At 60.2% G+C, this 20,503-nt stretch carries 13 protein-coding genes, 3 tRNA genes and 3 rRNA genes; 10 read left to right on the top strand and 9 right to left on the bottom strand.

Going from position 1 to position 20,503, the window contains the following annotated elements; translation table 11 throughout:
* Window positions 1–162 precede the first annotated feature (162 nt).
* Entirely contained in the window at window positions 163–942 is a 780-nt protein-coding gene (locus SJY33_RS00095; RefSeq protein WP_379920458.1) for a class II aldolase/adducin family protein, read from the bottom strand.
* A 94-nt stretch (window positions 943–1,036) separates the two neighbouring features.
* On the opposite strand from SJY33_RS00095, the gene SJY33_RS00090 reads away from it, so the two are divergent.
* From SJY33_RS00090 to SJY33_RS00050, 9 genes are all read left to right on the top strand, one after another.
* Window positions 1,037–2,416 carry an MATE family efflux transporter gene (locus SJY33_RS00090; protein WP_379920457.1) on the top strand — a complete coding sequence of 460 codons (1,380 nt, stop codon included), beginning with the start codon at window positions 1,037–1,039 and terminating at the stop codon, window positions 2,414–2,416.
* Window positions 2,417–2,480: 64 nt separating this feature from the next.
* Window positions 2,481–4,919, top strand: a complete 2,439-nt coding sequence (locus SJY33_RS00085; protein ID WP_379920456.1) for a chemotaxis protein CheA — start codon at window positions 2,481–2,483, stop codon at window positions 4,917–4,919.
* Window positions 4,916–5,383, top strand: coding sequence for a chemotaxis protein CheW (locus SJY33_RS00080; RefSeq protein ID WP_379920455.1), 468 nt, complete (start codon window positions 4,916–4,918; stop codon window positions 5,381–5,383). The genes SJY33_RS00085 and SJY33_RS00080 overlap by 4 nt, the downstream gene beginning before the upstream one ends.
* 84 nt (window positions 5,384–5,467) lie before the next feature.
* A complete protein-coding gene (locus SJY33_RS00075; protein ID WP_379920454.1) occupies window positions 5,468–5,833 on the top strand; it encodes a response regulator in 366 nt (121 codons plus the stop codon).
* 92 nt (window positions 5,834–5,925) lie between these two features.
* Entirely contained in the window at window positions 5,926–6,978 is a 1,053-nt protein-coding gene (cheB, locus tag SJY33_RS00070; protein WP_379920453.1) for a chemotaxis-specific protein-glutamate methyltransferase CheB, read from the top strand.
* Window positions 6,978–7,835: a CheR family methyltransferase gene (locus tag SJY33_RS00065; RefSeq protein ID WP_379923485.1), complete on the top strand. Its 858-nt coding sequence runs from the start codon at window positions 6,978–6,980 to the stop codon at window positions 7,833–7,835. Before cheB ends, SJY33_RS00065 begins: the two co-directional genes overlap by 1 nt.
* A 105-nt stretch (window positions 7,836–7,940) precedes the next feature.
* Window positions 7,941–9,506 carry a putative bifunctional diguanylate cyclase/phosphodiesterase gene (locus SJY33_RS00060; protein WP_379920452.1) on the top strand — a complete coding sequence of 522 codons (1,566 nt, stop codon included), beginning with the start codon at window positions 7,941–7,943 and terminating at the stop codon, window positions 9,504–9,506.
* Window positions 9,503–11,302: a methyl-accepting chemotaxis protein gene (locus SJY33_RS00055; RefSeq protein WP_379920451.1), complete on the top strand. Its 1,800-nt coding sequence runs from the start codon at window positions 9,503–9,505 to the stop codon at window positions 11,300–11,302. Before SJY33_RS00060 ends, SJY33_RS00055 begins: the two co-directional genes overlap by 4 nt.
* Window positions 11,303–11,385: 83 nt before the next feature.
* Window positions 11,386–13,248 carry a methyl-accepting chemotaxis protein gene (locus SJY33_RS00050; protein WP_379920450.1) on the top strand — a complete coding sequence of 621 codons (1,863 nt, stop codon included), beginning with the start codon at window positions 11,386–11,388 and terminating at the stop codon, window positions 13,246–13,248.
* A gap of 432 nt (window positions 13,249–13,680) precedes the next feature.
* Here SJY33_RS00050 and SJY33_RS00045 read toward each other — a convergent pair whose 3' ends face one another.
* The 8 genes from SJY33_RS00045 to SJY33_RS00010 all read right to left on the bottom strand — a co-directional run bounded on the left by SJY33_RS00045 (window position 13,681) and on the right by SJY33_RS00010 (window position 20,084).
* Window positions 13,681–13,935: a hypothetical protein gene (locus tag SJY33_RS00045; RefSeq protein WP_379920449.1), complete on the bottom strand. Its 255-nt coding sequence runs from the start codon at window positions 13,933–13,935 to the stop codon at window positions 13,681–13,683.
* Between the two features lie 47 nt (window positions 13,936–13,982).
* Window positions 13,983–14,579 (bottom strand): HD domain-containing protein, encoded by a 597-nt coding sequence (locus SJY33_RS00040; protein WP_379920448.1) that lies wholly within the window; start codon window positions 14,577–14,579, stop codon window positions 13,983–13,985.
* A 106-nt stretch (window positions 14,580–14,685) separates the two neighbouring features.
* Window positions 14,686–14,762 (bottom strand) — tRNA-Met (locus tag SJY33_RS00035).
* 95 nt (window positions 14,763–14,857) lie between these two features.
* A 5S ribosomal RNA gene (gene rrf, locus SJY33_RS00030) occupies window positions 14,858–14,972 on the bottom strand.
* A 143-nt stretch (window positions 14,973–15,115) separates the two neighbouring features.
* A 23S ribosomal RNA gene (locus SJY33_RS00025) occupies window positions 15,116–17,907 on the bottom strand.
* A 324-nt stretch (window positions 17,908–18,231) separates the two neighbouring features.
* Window positions 18,232–18,307 (bottom strand) — tRNA-Ala (locus SJY33_RS00020).
* Window positions 18,308–18,317: 10 nt separating this feature from the next.
* A tRNA-Ile gene (locus SJY33_RS00015) sits at window positions 18,318–18,394 on the bottom strand.
* Between the two features lie 203 nt (window positions 18,395–18,597).
* Window positions 18,598–20,084, bottom strand: a 16S ribosomal RNA gene (locus SJY33_RS00010).
* Together the 16S, 23S and 5S rRNA genes with 3 tRNA genes alongside form the textbook arrangement of a ribosomal RNA operon.
* Window positions 20,085–20,179: 95 nt before the next feature.
* Here SJY33_RS00010 and SJY33_RS00005 point away from each other — a divergent pair.
* A partial coding sequence (locus SJY33_RS00005; protein ID WP_379920447.1) for a hypothetical protein occupies window positions 20,180–20,503 on the top strand: 324 nt, incomplete at its 3' end.

The following is a 20,503-nucleotide window of genomic DNA, read 5'->3' as shown; positions in this document are numbered from 1 at the left end:
GCCTGCGGCTGTTGGAGACACATGAGACACTGTCCAGGACACGAAAATCTGCCCCCATACCAAAAGGGCAAAAGACGAAAGGAAAAGGGCTACCGCAGCGCATCATTGCCGCCTGCCAGCCTTGCCCGCGGTAGGAAACAGGCTGCGATCAGCCAGCCGGCCCTAGTTGCGCCAGCTATCGTCGATCTTGTCGATCTTGCGCTTCCACGCTTCGAAATCGAACATGCCCGCACCGCCCTGCCCGCTCATCACTGACAGATCGCGCTGATGCACATCCACCACGTCCTGCGGGACAAGCACGGGATTGCCCATGCTCAGCGTCGCTACCTGAATTTCGCAGGCGCGCTGCAGGGCCCACATCTTCACGAACATGCCCTGGATCGTGCGATCCATCACCACAGGCCCGTGATTGCGCAGCATCAGGATCGAATGATTGCCAAGGTTCTGCACCAGCCGTTCGCCTTCTTCGGCGCGCACCGTGATGCCTTCAAAATCATGATAGCCGATCTGGTTCTGGAAATTGCAGGCATAGAAATTGGTCGGCAGCAACCCGTCCCTGTGGCTGGCCACAGCCATCGTCGCGGTGGTGTGGACATGGCAGATCGCATCGGCGCGCGCGCCCAGATGCTTGTGGAAATAGCCGTGCTGCGTGAAGCCTGCCTTGTTCACCATATAGGGCGAACCGCCGACATTGTTGCCTTCAACATCGATCTTTACGAGATTGCTGGCAGTGACTTCGGAATACATCAGCCCAAACGGGTTGATAAGGAAGGTATCGGCTTCCCCCGGCACTTTCAGCGAAATGTGGTTGTAGATCGATTCCGACCAGCCAAGGTGATCGAAGATGCGATAACATGCCGCAAGATCAAGCCGCGCCTGCCATTCTTCCTTGCTGCATTCACCCTGCTTGCCTTCGGGTGCGGGTTTGAGCTGGGTTGCCATTGCGCGGTTCCTCTCCTTTGATCCTCTTGCCTTGTTATCGCACGCGCAGGGAATGCTTTGCAAGCCACGTGCCTGCGGCTACGCCGCGAGGATCATGAGCGCGTCCGATCCCAGCCTGCCCCGCCTTGTCAGCGGATCGATCCCCGCGCATCTGGTCAGCCAGACCCTGCCGGCCGTTATCGGCGTGGCAGCAATCATGTCGATCGGCATCGTCGATGCCTATTTCATCGGGCAGTTGGGGCGCGAGGAACTTGCGGCCATCAGCTTCATCTTCCCTGTTTCGGTTGCCAGCACATCGTTGGGTGTGGGGGTGATGGTCGGCATCAATTCGGTGGTCGCCCGCGCCCTTGGCGAAGGTGATTTTGAACGCGCGGCGCGGCGCGCCAATTTCGGCATTGCCTTTGCCTGCGCCTGCGGTCTGCTGATGGGGCTCGCGTTGTGGTTGCTGATCGACCCGATCTTTGCCGCGATGAACGCGCCCGATAATCTCATGCCGCTGATCCGCACCTACATGGTGCCTTATGCCATTGGTTTCCCGTTAAGCTTCGCGATCATGGGTTTCAACGGCGTGCTGCGCGGTCAGGGCGAAGCCAAGCGAACAAGCACCGTCAGCATCGCCTATGCCGCGGCCAATTGGGTGCTTGATCCGCTGCTGATTACAGGCGCGATGGGCTTTGAAGGTTTTGGCATTGCAGGCGCAGCCTATGCCACGGCAATTGGCTGGGGCGTAGGCGTCGCGGTGGCCCTGTGGTTGCTGCGCGGCACCGCCTTGCCCCTGAATCTGGGTTTGCTGCTTCAGTGCAATCTGATCGATCCGGCCAAGGCGATCATCCGCGTTGGGCTTCCGGCGGCGTTTTCCAATGCGATCAATCCACTGGGCCTTTCGGTTCTGACCGCGCTGGTGGCGCTGGAAGGCGAAGCGGCGGTGGCAGGTTTTGGGGCGGCGGGGCGTCTGCAAAGTTTCGTCATCGTTCCGCTGCTGGGCCTGTCGGGTGCGATCGGGGCGATTGTGGGCCAGAACTGGGGTGCAGGCCGCCAGGATCGTGCGCGCGAAGCCACGATGTATGCGGCCGCATTCTGTGTCGCCTGGGGCCTGCTGGTGGCAGGCGCGATGATGGTAGCTGGTGAAAGCCTGGCGCAGATTTTCACCGATGATCCCGCCGTGGTGGCCGAATTCGCGCTGTATCTGAAGATTGCAGCCTGGGGTTATGCCGGGTTCGGTTTGTTGATTGTCGGCAACGGCATCATGAACGCGGTCGACAAGGCCGGTTTTGCGCTGGTGCAATCGGTGGCGCGCGTGTTTCTGGTGATGCTGCCGGTGGCACTGATCCTGCAGCCTGACATGGGTTCTGCGGCGATCTACACCGCGGAACTTGCCGCCAACCTGTTCGGTGCGGTAACGGCGGTTCTGCTGGTAAGGCACATCTTTGTCCGCCATGCCGCGCCGCATAAGGCTGCCGCCGCACCGCGCTAGGCGGTTGTTAACCAACCATGCCCCATAGTCTCTTGGCAAAAAAGGCTAAGAGGTTGCGCATCTGATGGACGATCTGCTGGCGGATTTCATCGCCGAGACCCGCGAGATGCTGGAGGCATCCGGCGGTGAACTGGTCGCGTGGGAAGCCGATCCGGCGGATCGGGCGCGGCTGGATACCATCTTTCGGTTTGTCCATACGGTGAAGGGCAATTGCGGTTTCTTCGATTTTCCGCGTCTTGCCGGGCTCAGCCACGCTGCCGAAGACGCGTTGGCCGATTGCCGGGCCGGTCGGCGTGAACCCGATCAGCAGCTTGTCACCGCGGTGCTCGCCATCATCGATCGCATTGCCTTGATGATCGATGCGATCGAAGCGGGTGAGGCATTTGCCGAAGGGGGCGATGATGTTCTGATTGCCGCGCTCGACGGATTTCAGGACAACGCCGCGGCCGCTGGCCCGCCCGCAGCGCCTGATGCGGCAAAGCCGCCGCTGCACGCGCCCGCCGATGCGCTTTTGTGCCCCGCCGACGAAACCGGCGGCCTCGCCCCGGCAAGCCCCCGCCGACAGGACAGCGCCGCAGCGCAGCGCACCATCCGCCTGCCCGTCGAACTGCTCGACCGGGTGATGAGCGGCGTGTCCGATATGGTTCTGGCGCGCAACGATCTGGCCCACCGTCTGCGCCAGGCGGGCAACCAGCCCACCATCGACGGGCCGTTCGAACGGCTGACCACGATCCTGTCCGACGTGCGCGATGCCATTACCCGGATGCGAATGCAGCGGATCGAGACATTGTTCGGCGCGCTGCCGCGTCTGGTGCGCGATCTGTCGGCGGAACTGGGCAAGCAGGTCATGGTCGATCTGGATGGCGGGGACGTGGAGCTGGACCGCGAAATGATCGAGACGATCCGCGATCCTCTCACCCACCTGATCCGCAACGCCATCGACCACGGGGTCGAACCGCCCTCTGCCCGCCTTGCGGGCGGCAAACGCGAAATCGGCCTGCTCGCCATCGCGGCGCGGCAATCGGGCAATACCATCACCATCGTCATTTCGGATGACGGACGCGGGCTCGATGAAGAACGCATCGCCGCCAAGGCAATCGCCACCGGCCTCATCACCGCCGCCGATCGCGCGGCAATGGGCCGGGACAAGATCATGAACCTGATCTTCGAACCCGGCTTTTCCACCGCCGAAACCGTCAGCAACGTATCGGGCCGCGGGGTCGGTCTGGATGTGGTGCGTCAGAATCTGGAAAAGGTCGGCGGCAGCATCAAGGTGGCCAGCCAGCCGGGACACGGAACGCTGTTCAGCTTGCAGATTCCCCTTACGCTCAGCATCATTGCCGGGCTGACGGTGGAAGTCGGCGGGCACTGCTTCGCAATCCCGCAAAGCTATGTCGAGGAAATCGTGCAAGGATCGGCCCGGACACTCGATTTCACCCGCATGGGCGAAACCGCGCTCATTACCTTCCGCGGCAACCGTGTGCCCTGTCTGATGCTGGGCGCGGTGCTGGGCCTGACCAGCGACGCGTGTGCCCCTGCCGATCCCACGCTTGTCATGCTGCGACTGGCGAATGGCGATCTGTTCGCGCTGGCGGTGGAGGGGATACACAACCACGGCGATCTGGTGGTTAAGCCGCTCGCGCCGGCGGTGATGCGATCCGGGCTATATGCCGGATCAACCTTGCTTGATGATGGCCAGCCGGTGCTGCTGCTTGATGTCGCCAATATTGCCGCGCAGCACAACCTTTTGTCCGACACCCGCGTGCGCACAATCGCGCCGTCGGAGGGCGAAGCTACTGGCGCTGTCAACGTGCCGCGTGCGATGGTGTTCACCGATTTTGCGGCACGGCGATCGGCGGTGCGCCTTGAACTGGTCCAGCGCATAGAAACCGCGCCGGTTTCGGCCATTGATCGACCGGGCGCTCGCCCGCGCGCCGTGATTGACGGCATCATCCTGCCGCTCGTCGGACTGCCGGAAGGTGAATTTACCCGGCCGCGCGTGCGTCTGCTGCGGTTGTCGGATGGTGCGTGCGAGCTGCTTTTTGCCGTGCGCGAAGTGGAAGACGCGGTTGAACTGACAGACACGCTGCACCCGGTGCCTGATGATCCGCTTGCCGAAGCGGTGACGCTTATCGACGGACGGCCCGTAACGCTGATCGATGCCCACGCGCTGTTTGCGCGCCATGGCGAACCGCCGCAAGCCGCAGAACGACCAGGCTGCGTGCTTCCGCCGGGCGATTGGGCGCGTACCATCCTTGCGCCGCTTGTCACCAGCGCAGGCTATGACATCCTGCCCGAAGGCACGGTGGATGACGCCGCCATCAGCATCATGTTCGAAGACGTTTTCGAAGTGGCCGAGGCGCTTGGCCATCCGCAACCTGCACGGGTGATTCGCCTGCGCGATCAGCCCGATGCGCCGCCCGGTACGGCCACGATCTACCGTTATGATCGCAAGGCGCTGCTGGCCGCGCTTGCGGCTGCCAAGACCGGAGAGGCGGCATGACCGGAGACCTGCTTGTCATCGCCCAGATCGCGGGACGCCGCTGTGCGCTTTCGGCGCTTGATGTGAAGTCGGTGATTGAAATTGGCACCATCACGCCAATTCCGCGCACCCCGGCATGGATCGCGGGCATTACCGCTTTGCGCAGTCAGGCGCTGACCGTGATCGATTGCCGCCATGCGCTGGGTTTTGGCATGGGGCCGGGGGGTTCCGAATGGCCCACCGATCACCGCGCTGCAGTGGTTGCAGACGCGGGGTATTCCTATGCGCTGATGGTCGATTCGATCGAGGATATCACCACCGCAGTGGGCGAAGCGGGGCAGGTGCCGGGAGGATTCGGGCCGGAATGGTCGCGCGTGGCGACCGGAATGATCGAAACCATGGCAGGACCGGCGCTCAAACTGGATCTGGCGGCGCTGCTGTCAGGCCCGGAAACCGCACGGAACGAAATCGAGGCAGTGCTGTGATGCCATCCGCAGTGATCGCCCTTCGCTTTAATCCAATGCTTACCAACTGTGCCTAGTTTCAGGGCCTCAAACGCAGGAACGCCCATGAAAACATGCCTTATCGTCGATGATTCCCGGGTCATCCGCAAGGTTTCGAGACATATTCTCGAAACGCTCGGATTTGCCGTGGAAGAGGCCGAAAACGGCAAGCTCGCACTTGATGCGTGCGAAGCAGCCATGCCCGATGTCGTGCTGCTTGACTGGAACATGCCGGTGATGACGGGAATCGAATTTCTTGTCCAACTGCGCCAGCGCGCAAACGGCGATCGGCCCAAGGTCGTGTTTTGCACGACTGAAAACGATGTCGCGCATATCCGCGAAGCGATTCAGGCCGGCGCGGACGAATATGTCATGAAGCCCTTCGATCACGAAACGCTCCAGATCAAGTTGCAGCTCGTCGGGTTTGCGTGACGCTTCCGTCCGCCCTTCCGCAGGGTTCTGCGCCAGCCACATCACCTGATGCAACTGATCGCCGCGCCCAAGCCCCCGCTGCAATCCGGGTAATGATCGTCGATGATTCGCTGACCGTGCGAACGATCTTCAAACGCATGGTCGAAAGCGATCCGGCATTGACGATCGTGGGCACCGCCAGCAGCGCCGAACTGGCGATCAAGCAGCTTGTGGCCGAACCTGCCGATGTCGTGCTGCTTGATCTGGAAATGCCGGGCATAGGGGGATTGGGCGCCCTGCCCGCTATCCTGGCCACCCCTGGCGGCCCGCAGGTTCTGGTCGTCTCTTCGCTGACGGTGGACGGGGCCGAACACACCTTGTCCGCGCTGCAGATGGGCGCCGCCGACACCTTGCTCAAACCCCGGCCCGGCGGCTTCAACGATGAATACCGCGCCCAATTGCTGGGCAAGGTCCGGGCACTGGGCACCCGTCCCGCCGAAGCCGATAACGCGCCGCCGCCCCGCGCCGAACCCAGCTTTGCACGAGCCGGATTCGCGCGGCGGGTGCAGCGGCCCGATGTCGTTGCGATCGGCGCATCGACCGGCGGTATCCATGCGCTTGGCCTGATGCTGCGCCGCATGGGGCCGGGTTTCGATCTGCCGATCCTGATCACCCAGCATCTTCCTGCATCCTTCATGCCTGTCTTTGCCCGCCAGATCGAAGCCGCCTGCGGCCGTCCGGCAGAAATTGCGGCCGATGGTTTGATACTGACACCGGGCCGCATCCTGATTGCGCCGGGTGACGGCCATATTGTGGTGCGGCGCAAGAGCGCGTCGGGTCTTGTGATACAGATCAGCCAAGACCCCGCGCCCAGCGGTTGTATGCCATCGGTCGATCCGATGCTGGCCAGTCTTGCAGCTGTCTGCGACGGGCGCGCACTGGGTGTAATCCTGTCCGGCATGGGCCGCGACGGTGTGCTGGGCGCCAAGGATCTGGTCGACGCCGGCGGCACGATCTACGCGCAGGATGCCGAATCCAGCGCGGTGTGGGGCATGCCCGGCGCCGTTGCGCGGGCGCGGCTTGCCAGCCTGATCGCCACCCCCGAACGGTTGGGCGAAGCCATCATGGGGCACGCGTTGTCCGCGGGCAAGGCGGCGGTGAAGTGATGGACGTGAGCGAAGCCTCTCACCAGATTATTGCCGACTTGCTCGAATCGCGCACCGGCCAGCACCTGACCGAAAGCCGCCGTTGGCGTGTGAATTCCGCACTTGCCGGGATCTTCCGCCAGCACGGCATCAACAATGTCGACCAGCTTGTCTGCCTGCTCGCGGCGCCTCCGGGCGGGCCGGAAAGCACCGATCTGTCGCAGGACGTGGTCGAAGCGCTGCTCAACAACGAAACCTATTTCTTCCGCGACAAGCCAACCTTTGACCAGCTGCCGGGAGAAATCCTGCCCGAGCTTGCCGAACGTCGCCGGGATGTGCGGCGCCTGTCGATCTGGTCGGCGGGGTGTTCGACCGGACAGGAAGTCTATTCGCTTGCCATGCTGTTTGCCGAGCAGGCCGAACGCTGGCACGGATGGACAATCGACATTCTGGGCACTGACGTGTCGCACCGTGCAGTCAACGCGGCGCGCAGCGGCACCTACAGCCAGTTCGAAGTGCAGCGCGGTCTGGGTGTTGCGCAGATGCTGCGCCATTTCGATGAAACGCCGCGTGGTTGGCAGGTGCGCGACGACGTGCGCTGCCAGGTGCGCTTTGCCCAGCACAATATCTTGCGGCCCTATCCGGCACGGGTGCCCTTCGATCTGGTGCTGTGCCGCAACGTGCTGCTGTATTTCGACCGATCGACCCGCACCGAAGCGTTCAGCCGGTTGAGCCAGGCGGTGATGAGTGACGGGTTCCTGATGCTGGGCGCGGGCGAAACCGTGGTGGGCCAGACCGACCGATTCGTTCCGACATCGCGGCGCGCCAGCTTCTTTGAGCCCGCAGACGTGTCCGCCGCCCTACGCAAAATCGCGTAAAAAGTCGCTTTCAGCGCCCGTTTCGCAGCGTCGGGGCGCATCCCGCGCGCAGCTTTACCCTTCCTTAGCCGCTTTTGTTTAGCACGATACAGCAAGAGGGCGCACATGGCGCGTCCATCGGGAAACCAGAGAGTGGCGACGACAAAGCAACCCTTGCATCTGACTCCGATCGGGCTGGTGTTCATCCCTATCGGTGTCGCCAGCGTGATGACGGGCGCACTGGTGCTGGGCGTAAGTTTCAGCGATACGATGACGATCGGTTCGCGCAGCGGATTGATGATTTCCGCCATTTTGATTTACACGGCCACGCTGTTCTTCCTCGGGCGCAGCGGGGTGGCCAGTGTCCGGGGTCTGGAATTGTGGGCCAACACCGATCATCTGACAGGGTTGCCCAACCGCCACACGCTGCACGAAGATATTCTTCACCTGTCCAAGACTGAAGACGAAGTCGCCTTGGCGATGATCGATCTCGATGCGTTCAAACAGGTCAACGATCATTATGGCCACGCTGTCGGCGATCAGCTGATCGCGATGTGCGCCACGTTGCTGCGCGAAGCCTGCGGCGCGGAGGCGCGCTGTTACCGGTTGGGCGGCGATGAATTTGCCGCGGTCATGGCGGGCAAGGTGTCCGGGACGATCCTTGAAGGCATGTGCCGCACACTGCTGGAACGGTTGGGGACACCTGTGTCGCTGGAACACCGCCAGATCACGGTGGGTGCCAGCATCGGGTTGACCCGTTCCACCCACGACATGCGCGTGCCATCGACAGAAATGCTGCGCCGCGCCGATGTGGCAATGGACATGTCCAAGCGCGGCGGGAAGATGCGCTGCACCTGGTTCAACGAAAGCTTCGATCAGCGCCGCGAACGCCTGCGCGAAATCGAAGACGAAATCCGCACGGGCATCGCCAAGGGTGAATTCAATCTGGCCTATCAGCCGCTGGTCAGCGCCGATGATGGCCGGATCGTCGCTGTCGAAGCACTGCTGCGCTGGGACCGCGGCCAGCGTTCGCCGCTGGGGCCGAACATCTTTGTGCCCGTGGCCGAGGATTCGGGGCTGATCAATCCGCTCGGCCTGTGGGTCTTGCGCCAGGCGGTATGCGATGCGGGCCGCTGGGGCGATATCACGCTGTCGGTCAACATCTCCGCCGCGCAGCTGCGCAATGCCGAATTCCCGATCAAATTGGGCGAAGTGCTCGAAGAAACGGGCTTCCCCCCGCATCGTCTGGAACTGGAAGTCACCGAAACGTGCCTCGTGCTCGATCCGGTGGTGGCCGAGCGCACCTTGGACGTGATCCGCAGCTTCGGGGTACGAATCGCGCTTGACGATTTTGGCACAGGCTATGCGTCGATCGGGTTCCTGCGGCGCTTCCGGTTTGAAAAGCTGAAACTGGATCGCAGTCTGGTGGAACTGGCCGGTGTTGATGATGGCAGCCGCGCCATGATGCTGTCCAGCATCGCGCTGGCCCGTGCGCTCAACATGGGGGTTACGGCCGAAGGGGTCGAAACCGAAGAGCAGGCCGAACTGGTGCGTCTGGCCGGATGTGATCAGATTCAGGGCTGGCTCTATTACCGCGCCCTGCCCGCCGCCGATATCGACCGTCTGATTGCCGAGCAGACCCGATTGGAAGCACTGTCGGGCACGAACCACAAGGACGAACAGGCGGCATGAGCGCTCTTCAGGACATTGCCCTTGACCTCAACGCCGAAAGCGCAGGGCCGCAGGCACCGCGGCCGGATACGCGTGCCGGGCGTGCGATGCAGTGGTTTCACGCCTTGTCGATCGGCAGCAAGATCACCTTGTTCTTCACCCTCAATCTGGGCTTTGCACTGCTCGCCGGATTGTTCGTGGTGGCGGGTTATGTCGAACTGGGCCAGCGGGCCGAACGCATCCGATCCACGCACGAAGCTGCGCTGAAGGCGGAACGGCTGCTGGTTCATCTGAACGAAGGTCAGCGCCATGCCGAATTGCTGATTGCAGATGGCGATGCAGCACGGGCCAGCGCCGCACGCGAGGCGCTCGACCAGGCCGAAGCCAGCGCCGCTGCCCTCGCCGCCCGCGCCGAAGCCGCTGGGCTCGATGCACAAGGCAGCCTTGCCCTGATCCGCGAAGGTATCGCCGATCTGGGCCGTCAGGTGACAAGCTACGACACCGCAGATGCAGCCCGTCGCAGCACTCAAGGCGCTGAAATCGCAGCCACCAGCAGCGCGATGCTGGATGCCGGACGCCGGATTACCCTGACACTGGGTCAGGAAGCCGACACCATGGCTGATGACGGCGCCGCGCTGATTTCACGTCTCCTTGTCATGTGGATCGCGCTGGCCACTCTGCTCACACTTATCACTCTGTTTGCGCAGCGCTATTTCAATCGCACTGTCGGCGCCACATTGAAGGCTATCGCGAACCAGATGACCCGCATCGCAGCAGGCGAACGCACGGTTGCGATCAGCGGCAAGGACCGATTGGACGAAATTGGCGACATGGCCCGCGCGACCGAGGTGTTTCACCGCGCCGGGGTGCGATTGGAACGTCTCAGCCGCGAACGCGCCGACCGTGCTAGGCTCGAACTTGATGAACAGGCCCGCCAGCAGGTGCTGCGCGAAGAGGCACGTATCGAACGCGACCGCGTGCTGCGCGATATTGCCGATCAGTTCGAACGCACAGTGGGCGAGGTCGTGACCGAAGTCGTCTCCGCCTCCAGCCAGCTTCAGTCCACGGCATCGCGGATGGCCACCACCGCGCAAGATGCGAGCATCCGCACCGGTGAAGCATCCGCCGCGATGCAGGAAGCCAACCTTGGTGCCACCGCGGCGGCTGCGGCCAGCGATGAATTTGCGATGTCGATCGGCGAAATCAGCCGTCAAGCCGCCTCGTCTGCCGCGCTTGCCCGCGAAGCCGGTGTGTCGGCCCGTCAGGCAGATAGCACCATCGGGGCGCTGTCATCATCCGCGCAGGAAGTGGGCCAGATCGTCGAACTGATCCAGACCATCGCCCAGCGCACCAATCTTCTGGCGCTCAATGCCTCAATCGAGGCGGCACGCGGCGGGGAAGCGGGCCGCGGCTTCGCGGTGGTCGCCAGCGAGGTCAAGGAACTGGCCAACCAAACAAGCCGCGCCACCGAAAAGGTCGCCGATCAGATCCGTGCGATGCAATCCACGACCGGCGCCAGCGTGTCCGCCTTGCGCAATATCGCCGCCCAGATCGAAAGCCTCGAGACCACTGCGGTATCGATCGCCACCGCGGTCGATCAGCAATCGGTGGCCGGGCATGATCTGGCCCGCAGCATCGATCTGGCAGCCCGCGGCACCGAAAAGGTGGCCGCCCATGTCGAAACCGTCCGCGACCTTTCGCTTTCAACCGGTGCAGCAGCAGGCGAAGTGCTTTCGAGCGCCACCAGTCTTGAAGCGCAGGCAGCCACCCTGCGCAGCCAGGTGCAGGGCTTCCTTTCACGGGTGCGCGCCGGATAGGCAGCGGCAATCGCCCCCCACTCAAGCATTTGGAAAGAATTATGCTTTACCAATGCTTGAAAGAGACTTGGGGGGATTGCGGCATGAACATGATGAGCTTGCAGGAGCGTCGCGAGGAACAGGCCGTTCCCGATTTTGTGCGACAGATCAGGCTGGAAGAAGAATTTGACCCCAGCGACCTGACGCCTTCTGCACCCGCGCAGCCGACACGCATGGGCCTGCTTGAACGCGCTGCGTGGTTCCGCAATCGATCCTTGTCAGGGAAGATCCGGGTGATTTTCGGCGCGCTTGTCGCGTCGGCGGCGCTGATGGTGATGGTGTTGGGCGTCGGACTTGCCGAATTGTGGAACCGCTACAACACATCGGCGCATCTGCAGGAAACGCTGGTGGCGGCAGGCCAGTTGCAATCATCGGCTGCAGACCTGCGTTACCATTCGGTGCGTGCGCTCTACGATCCCAGCACCACCGTACGCGAAGCACAACGCAGCGAATCCAATAACCTGCGCCAGCAGCTTTCCGCGATCGAAACGGTTTTGGCCGAAACCGCGCCTGAACTTACCGCCCGCGCAGATGACATGCGTGCCCAGATCTCAAGCTTTGAAACCCGCTTTGCCAGCGCCTCTGACACGATAGGCCGTGACGGCGATGCCAACATTGCCGCCCGCACCGTAGCAGCCGAGGGAAGAGCCCTTACCGATGCCGCCGGACGGCTTGCGGCTGATGTAGCCATTCGCAGCGAAACAGGTGAAGCTGACGGCATTCGCTACTTCTTCAACATGATTATGATCCTTGCAGGATTGGCGTTGATCGGCGGTGCGGCGTTGGGATTGGGCCTCAGCTATCTTTCACGCGATTTTTCGCGCAAGCTCATCGAAATCACCAATGGCATGACGCGCCTTGCTGAAGGCGACCGCAACTTCACCATCGAAGGCGAAGACCGTCAGGATGAAATCGGGGCCATGGTTCGTGCGCTCGAAATGTTCAAACGCGCCAGCAAGCGATTGGAAAGCTGGGCACGCGAACGTTCGGAAAAAGCCGAGCAGGAACTGCAACTGCAACAGGAAAGCGAGCGCGAACGGATCGAAGCCGAAGCGCGCCGGGCCGCGTTGCTTGATGAAGTGGCCCGACAGTTTGAACGCACTGTGGGCGATGTCGTGAACGGCGTGGCGGCGGCGTCTAGCCAGCTCCACACCACCGCATCACGCATGGCGACCAGCGCTGAAGAGGCAAGCCGCCGCACCGGGGAAGTGGCAACTTCGATGGAGGAAGCCAACGCGGGCGCGACAGCGGCGGCAGCGGCGAGCGATGAATTTGCGCTTTCGATCAGTGAGATCAGCCGTCAGGCCGCTTCGTCGAGCGAGCTTGCACGCCTTGCCACGGTCGCCACCGGCGAAGCGGACGAGACGATCTCTGCGCTTGCGGCGTCTGCCGAAGAGGTCGGCCAGATTGTTGAACTGATCCAGACCATCGCCCAGCGCACCAACCTGCTCGCATTGAACGCTTCTATCGAGGCAGCGCGCGGCGGAGAGGCGGGCCGGGGGTTTGCGGTGGTGGCGAGCGAGGTCAAGGAACTCGCGATGCAGACCACCCGTGCAACCGAAAAGGTCGCAGACCAGATCCGCGCGATGCAATCCACGACGGGCGCCAGCGTCAAGGCACTGCGCGCGATTGCCGGACAGGTCCAGGATTTGGAATCGACCGCGGTTTCGATCGCGACCGCTGTCGACCAGCAATCGGTGGCGGGGCGTGATCTGGCGCAGAGCATCGATTTGGCGGCACGGGGGACGGAGAGGGTTTCGGCGCATATCGAGGATGTGCGGCAGCTATCGCTATCCACCGGGGTTGCGGCATCGCAGGTTTTGTCGAGCGCCAACGAACTTGAAGCGCAGGCGGCCCATCTGGGCAATCAGGTGCGCGGGTTTCTGCGCACGGTGCGGGCGGGGTAAGGCGGCGCGTGCTCGGGCGCGTCAGCTCTTGCGCCGAGTGGCGAGCCATACGGTCAAGGCGATAGCTGCGAGCACGGCGGCAAGCCCGCCCAGCATTGTCATTCTGAAGTTCGCCCTCGCCTCGGCATTGTTGACTGCGGCCCGCTAACGGCGAGCCTCTGCAGATTGGATAGCGAAATAATCATGCGGCGGGACGGATTTACCGCGCAGGCTGGTTCGGACGTTTTCGACGTTATGCCTCGTATCATCGTGGAGGAACGGCTCGGAACACGGCGCTTGCAACAATTGCAGAAGATCGGGACGGCGGGTCGGGAAGGCCGTAGCGCTTCCTCCTCGGAGCGGTAGGTTTTGCCCCTCAGCGCTGACAGCCCCGATCAGCAGAGGTGTCTCGATTTCCAACTCTTCGGGAATCCCGAACGTCGAGTTCCACCATTAAAGCTGCAGCTTCTTCCGCACCTTGCCTTTGATTACCTTGTCAACGCGGACCGTAAGAAGCCCGTAATCGTCAGGCGAACCGGGGCGGCCCGGAGACACCGGCTCATAGGCGACAAGCTGCCCGGTGAAGACTGCATCAGCTTGTCGAATATCTTCGATTTCGAAGGGCGCGATATCGATGCAGGCTTGCGCGGCGCTGGCGCATGTCAGCATCGCGAATGCTGCCATGGCTGATGGGATCGCGTTCGTCATGGGGCGAATGTCTTGGGGCTCACGTTGAAAGGCAAGCGAGAATCCGCTCACCCTCGCACCGCCAGTTCCTCCATCTCTTCCACCTCGCGCGCAAGGCGTTCCGCAGCGATCCCCGGCGCGTGGGCGCGGAAGGCTGTAACGAGGCCGCGATAGTACCACAGGCTCCCGCCCTTCCCGCCGGTGAAGCGGCCCCAGACCGCTGCGCCGACAGCGCGCAGATCGGCGTTGATCGCGTTGGCATTGTGGGTCTTGTCGGCAAGGCTGACCGCGAGGCTACGCGCTGATTTATGCGCGAGGCTGGCGATATAGGCTTCCTTGCGCGGTCGCCAGGCGGGCTTGGGCTCTTCATGCGCGTCGGTGCAGTCGGCGACGATCTGCGCGACATCATCACCGAAGCGCTGCCGGATCTCCTCGAGCTGCGCGAGCCCGCCCTGATCCTCGACCGCATCGTGGAGCAGCGCGGCGATGGCCTGATCCTCGTCCGCCCCGTTCTCGAGCGCGATCGCCGCCACCGCAAGCAGGTGCGACACATAGGGCACGCCCGATCCCTTGCGGATCTGGGTGTGGTGCAGGCTGCTGGCATAGGCCAGCGCCGCGTCGAAGCGGTCGGTGAGGATGGGAGTGCTTGCAAGGTCGCTCGTCATCTGTCGTTTCGTGTCGCGACCAAAACCGCCCGCTAGAAACGCCGACTGCGCCCTGCAGCTAGGCTGTGGGCGTAGGTGGGATTGATTTGTGTTGGTTTTCAAACGGTGGTTGCGGGAGTTGGATTTGAACCAACGACCTTCAGGTTATGAGCCTGACGAGCTACCGGGCTGCTCCATCCCGCGATACCGATGGCGTAGAGACGCCAAAAGGGCTGCCCTTGTGGGGTCAGCCCTTTGACTTTGTGAATGGGTTATACCCGCGTTCCACTGGCTTCAATGCCTGGCGACGCCCTACTCTTCCGTACCTTGAGGCACAGTACCATCGGCGCAGTCTGGTTTCACGGCCGAGTTCGAGATGGGATCGGGTGGGTCACAGACGCTATGGCCACCAAGCAATGGGGCCAGTGGATGCGGGTTTTCAAATCGATGCACACTCAAGAGTTTTGAGTGGTTTAAAGGGCGTATCTGGCTGGAGACGTTCTCCACCGCACGACGTGCTTGCCACTGAGGCAGGCCTGTCGTTGACAGTGCGAATTCTCAAGCATGATATGAACTATTAGGACCGGTTAGCTCCATACATTACTGCACTTCCACACCCGGCCTATCAACGTGATGGTCTATCACGGTTCAAAGATACCTAATCTCAAGGGAGGCTTCCCGCTTAGATGCTTTCAGCGGTTATCCCGTCCATACATAGCTACCCTGCGGCACTCTTGGCAGAATGACAGGTACACCAGAGGTATGTTCACCCCGGTCCTCTCGTACTAGGGGCAACTCCTTTCAAGTATCGACGCCCACGGCAGATAGGGACCAAACTGTCTCGCGACGTTCTGAACCCAGCTCACGTACCACTTTAATTGGCGAACAGCCAAACCCTTGGGACCTGCTCCAGCCCCAGGATGTGATGAGCCGACATCGAGGTGCCAAACGATTCCGTCGATATGAGCTCTTGGGAATCATCAGCCTGTTATCCCCGGCGTACCTTTTATCCGTTGAGCGATGGCCCTTCCACGAGGGACCACCGGATCACTATGACCGACTTTCGTCTCTGCTCGACTCGTCAGTCTCGCAGTCAGGCAGGCTTATGCCATTGCACTCTAACAGACGGTTTCCAACCGTCCTGAGCCTACCATCGCGCGCCTCCGTTACTCTTTAGGAGGCGACCGCCCCAGTCAAACTACCCGCCACAGAGGGTCCCTACACCGGCTAACGGTGCGAGGTTAGATATCAGAAAACAGCAGGGTGGTATTTCACCTATGGCTCCATGTCAGCTGGCGCCGACACTTCAAAGCCTCCCACCTATGCTACACAACTCTTTCCTAATACCACTCTGAAGCTGCAGTAAAGGTGCACGGGGTCTTTCCGTCTAACCGCGGGTACTCCGCATCTTCACGGAGAATTCAATTTCGCTGAGCATATCCTGGAGACAGTGGGGAAGTCGTTACGCCATTCGTGCAGGTCGGAACTTACCCGACAAGGAATTTCGCTACCTTAGGACCGTTATAGTTACGGCCGCCGTTTACTGGGGCTTCAATTCGGAGCTTGCACTCCTCCTCTTAACCTTCCAGCACCGGGCAGGCGTCAGACCCTATACGTCGTCTTGAAGCCGACTTAGCAGAGTCCTGTGTTTTTGATAAACAGTCGCTACCCCCTGGCCTGTGCCCCCCACCAGTGCTTGCGCATAGATGGGGCCTCCTTCTTCCGAAGGTACGGAGGCAATTTGCCGAGTTCCTTCAGGATACTTCTCTCAAGCGCCTTGGTATACTCTACCTGACCACCTGTGTCGGTTTCGGGTACGGTCTATACGGTGGGGCTATTTCCTGGAACCTCTTCACCGCCCCTCCAATCCAATAAGGAGGAACAATTTACGAGATCCGTCACACACCACCAGGCCCACGAATATTAACGTGGTTCCCATCGACTACCCCCTTCGGGCTCGTCTTAGGGGCCGGCTCACCCTACGCTGATTAGCATTGCGTAGGAACCCTTGGTCTTTCGGCGACAGGGTATCTCACCCTGTTTGTCGCTACTCATGTCAGCATTCGCACTTCCGATACGTCCACGGTCGGTTACCCTCCCGCTTCACTCGCCTACGGAACGCTCCGCTACCGCTCAGAATAAATTCTGAACCCTAAGCTTCGGTGCATATCTTTAGCCCCGTTACATCTTCGCCGCAGGAACCCTTGTTTAGACCAGTGAGCTGTTACGCTTTCTTTAAAGGATGGCTGCTTCTAAGCCAACCTCCTGGTTGTTTTGGGATTCCCACATGCTTTCCCACTTAGATATGACTTGGGGACCTTAGCTGTAGGTTAGGGCTGTTTCCCTTTTGACGACGGACCTTAGCACCCGCCGTCTGTCTGCCAGACAAGACTCGATGGTATTCGGAGTTTGGTTAGGTTTGGTACCGCTCGCGCAGCCCTAGCCCATCCAGTGCTCTACCCCCATCGGCATACATCTGACGCTCTACCTCAATAGATTTCGCGGAGAACCAGCTATTTCCCGGCTTGATTGGCCTTTCACCCCTAAACACAAGTCATCCGATAATTTTTCAACATTAAACGGTTCGGTCCTCCAGTGCGTGTTACCGCACCTTCAACCTGCTCATGCCTAGATCGCCGGGTTTCGGGTCTAATCCAACATACTCAGTCGCCCTATTCAGACTCGCTTTCGCTTCGCCTACACCTAACGGCTTAAGCTCGCATGCTAGATTAAGTCACTGACCCATTATGCAAGAGGTACGCTGTCACCCCCTAAAGAGGCTCCAACTGCTTGTAAGCATTCGGTTTCAGGTACTGTTTCACTCCCCTAATCGGGGTGCTTTTCACCTTTCCCTCACGGTACTGTGTTCGCTATCGGTCATGTACGAGTATTTAGGCTTGGAGGGTGGTCCCCCCATGTTCAGACAGGATTTCACGTGTCCCGCCCTACTCTAGTCCTTCATCATCACTTTCGCATACGGGGCTGTCACCCGCTACGGCCAAACTTTCCAGAATGTTCTGCTAGTTGAAATGAAGGCACTGGCCTGGTCCCGGTTCGCTCGCCACTACTACGGGAATCTCTGTTGATGTCTTTTCCTCCAGGTACTGAGATGTTTCAGTTCCCCGGGTTCGCTTCACCAAGCCTATTTTATTCAGCTCGGTGATACCTTATCCACCTCGCCCAGCAGGCCCGAAAGCCAACTGGAAGAAATGGTGAAGGTGGGTTTCCCCATTCGGAAATCGCCGGATCAAAGTTTGCTCACAACTCCCCGACGCTTATCGCAGCGTGCCACGTCCTTCTTCGCCTGTACATGCCAAGGCATCCACCAAATGCTCTTACCTCACGCTTGAGAATCCACACTATCAACGACAAGCCTGCATAGAGCCTGGCGCCTTGCGATAGTGAGGAGAATTATCTCAGCCAGATAATCAATTTGATTAATGTGATGATATTCGCCGCCCTGTCACAAACCCGAAGGCCTGCACAGATACGACGATACCGCCACGGCATCGATTTAAAAACCCATTCACAATGTCAAAGATCGGCGATCCCATGCAAAACATGGCAAACGCCTGACCTGCCGAAGCAGGATCAGTTTTCGTTTCATCTATCGGATGTCAGAACGTCCGCGGCTTATCGCGACGTACCATGTGTACCTGACCAGGTGGGTACCTGGTGGAGCCTATCGGGATCGAACCGATGACCCCCTGCTTGCAAAGCAGGTGCTCTCCCAGCTGAGCTAAGGCCCCTAAAGGTATATGGTGGGCCTGAGTGGATTCGAACCACTGACCTCACCCTTATCAGGGGTGCGCTCTAACCAACTGAGCTACAGGCCCACACCACCGTATCCGGCCGCCATTCCCGAAGGAACAGGCTGCCGCAAACGGGCGTGAGCCGGCTCAGGCACACAGCCTGCAAACACGATTGTGCTGCAAGCTGTATCCGATTGATGAAAGGACATGAGGACGACGGCAATGTTCTTTGGAAGCCACGAAGCTCTTCCCAGGGCTAGCCCGGGCGCTTTCGTGAATATCCTTAGAAAGGAGGTGATCCAGCCGCAGGTTCCCCTACGGCTACCTTGTTACGACTTCACCCCAGTCGCTAAACCCACTGTGGTCGCCTGCCTCCCTTGCGGGTTAGCTCAACGCCTTCGAGTGAATCCAACTCCCATGGTGTGACGGGCGGTGTGTACAAGGCCTGGGAACGTATTCACCGCGGCATGCTGATCCGCGATTACTAGCGATTCCGCCTTCATGCCCTCGAGTTGCAGAGGACAATCCGAACTGAGACATCTTTTGGAGATTAGCGCATCCTTGCGGAATAGCTGCCCACTGTAGATGCCATTGTAGCACGTGTGTAGCCCAGCCTGTAAGGGCCATGAGGACTTGACGTCATCCCCACCTTCCTCCGGCTTATCACCGGCAGTTTCCTTAAAGTGCCCAACTTAATGATGGCAACTAAGGACGAGGGTTGCGCTCGTTGCGGGACTTAACCCAACATCTCACGACACGAGCTGACGACAGCCATGCAGCACCTGTCACTAGGTCCCCGAAGGGAAGAAATCTGTCTCCAGAAGTCGTCCTAGGATGTCAAAGGCTGGTAAGGTTCTGCGCGTTGCTTCGAATTAAACCACATGCTCCACCGCTTGTGCAGGCCCCCGTCAATTCCTTTGAGTTTTAATCTTGCGACCGTACTCCCCAGGCGGATAACTTAATGCGTTAGCTGCGCCACCCAAACTCTATGAGCCCGGACAGCTAGTTATCATCGTTTACGGCGTGGACTACCAGGGTATCTAATCCTGTTTGCTCCCCACGCTTTCGCACCTCAGCGTCAATACTTGTCCAGCGAGTCGCCTTCGCCACTGGTGTTCTTCCGAATATCTACGAATTTCACCTCTACACTCGGAATTCCACTCGCCTCTCCAAGATTCTAGCTTCCCAGTTTCAAAGGCAGTTCCAGGGTTGAGCCTTGGGATTTCACCTCTGACTTAAAAAGCCGCCTACGTGCGCTTTACGCCCAGTAATTCCGAACAACGCTAGCTCCCTCCGTATTACCGCGGCTGCTGGCACGGAGTTAGCCGGAGCTTATTCTCCAGGTACTGTCATTATCATCCCTGGTAAAAGAGCTTTACAACCCTAAGGCCTTCATCACTCACGCGGCATTGCTGGATCAGGCTTTCGCCCATTGTCCAATATTCCCCACTGCTGCCTCCCGTAGGAGTCTGGGCCGTGTCTCAGTCCCAGTGTGGCTGATCATCCTCTCAGACCAGCTATGGATCGTCGCCTTGGTAGGCCTTTACCCCACCAACTAGCTAATCCAACGCGGGCCCATCTAAAGGCGATAAATCTTTGGTCCGAAGACATTATCCGGTATTAGCAGCAATTTCTCACTGTTATTCCGAACCTAAAGGCAGGTTCCCACGCGTTACGCACCCGTGCGCCACTAGACCCGAAGGTCTCGTTCGACTTGCATGTGTTAGGCATGCCGCCAGCGTTCGTTCTGAGCCAGGATCAAACTCTCAAGTTGTGTCACACACCAATCAGGCACGGGAATAAACCCGCCAGCCAGAAAGGCATGAGCTGCAAGGAGCCAATACCTGCTGTCAAACGTAATGGATACGAATGAACATGCTTAACATCCGCCCAGCCGTGGTGGCTGAACAAATGCGGCATCGGCTTAAATTAACCGGTACCCGGAGCCTTGAGGTCCCCGGACCGGGCGCCGTCGCCCACATGTCCCTTCATCAAAAATCAACAATGTCAAAGAACCACCAGACAGTAATAGCGGACAGCTCTAGGTTCCCCGATTTACACCGGGGGACCGGCTATCCGATTATGTTGGCGACCAACGTTGCAGAAGAGGCAGAAGCCGTCAGCGCCGCGTCGGTGGAGCCCATCTATGAGCACACCGCGATTCGGTCAACAGGGTTTTTGCAATTTTGTTTC

Origin of the sequence: Erythrobacter sp. R86502 (assembly GCF_042466465.1) — a bacterium.
Lineage (GTDB): Bacteria > Pseudomonadota > Alphaproteobacteria > Sphingomonadales > Sphingomonadaceae > Erythrobacter.
The sequence above is the reverse complement of the archived record's forward strand: the minus strand, read 5'-3'. Positions and strand labels throughout refer to the sequence as shown.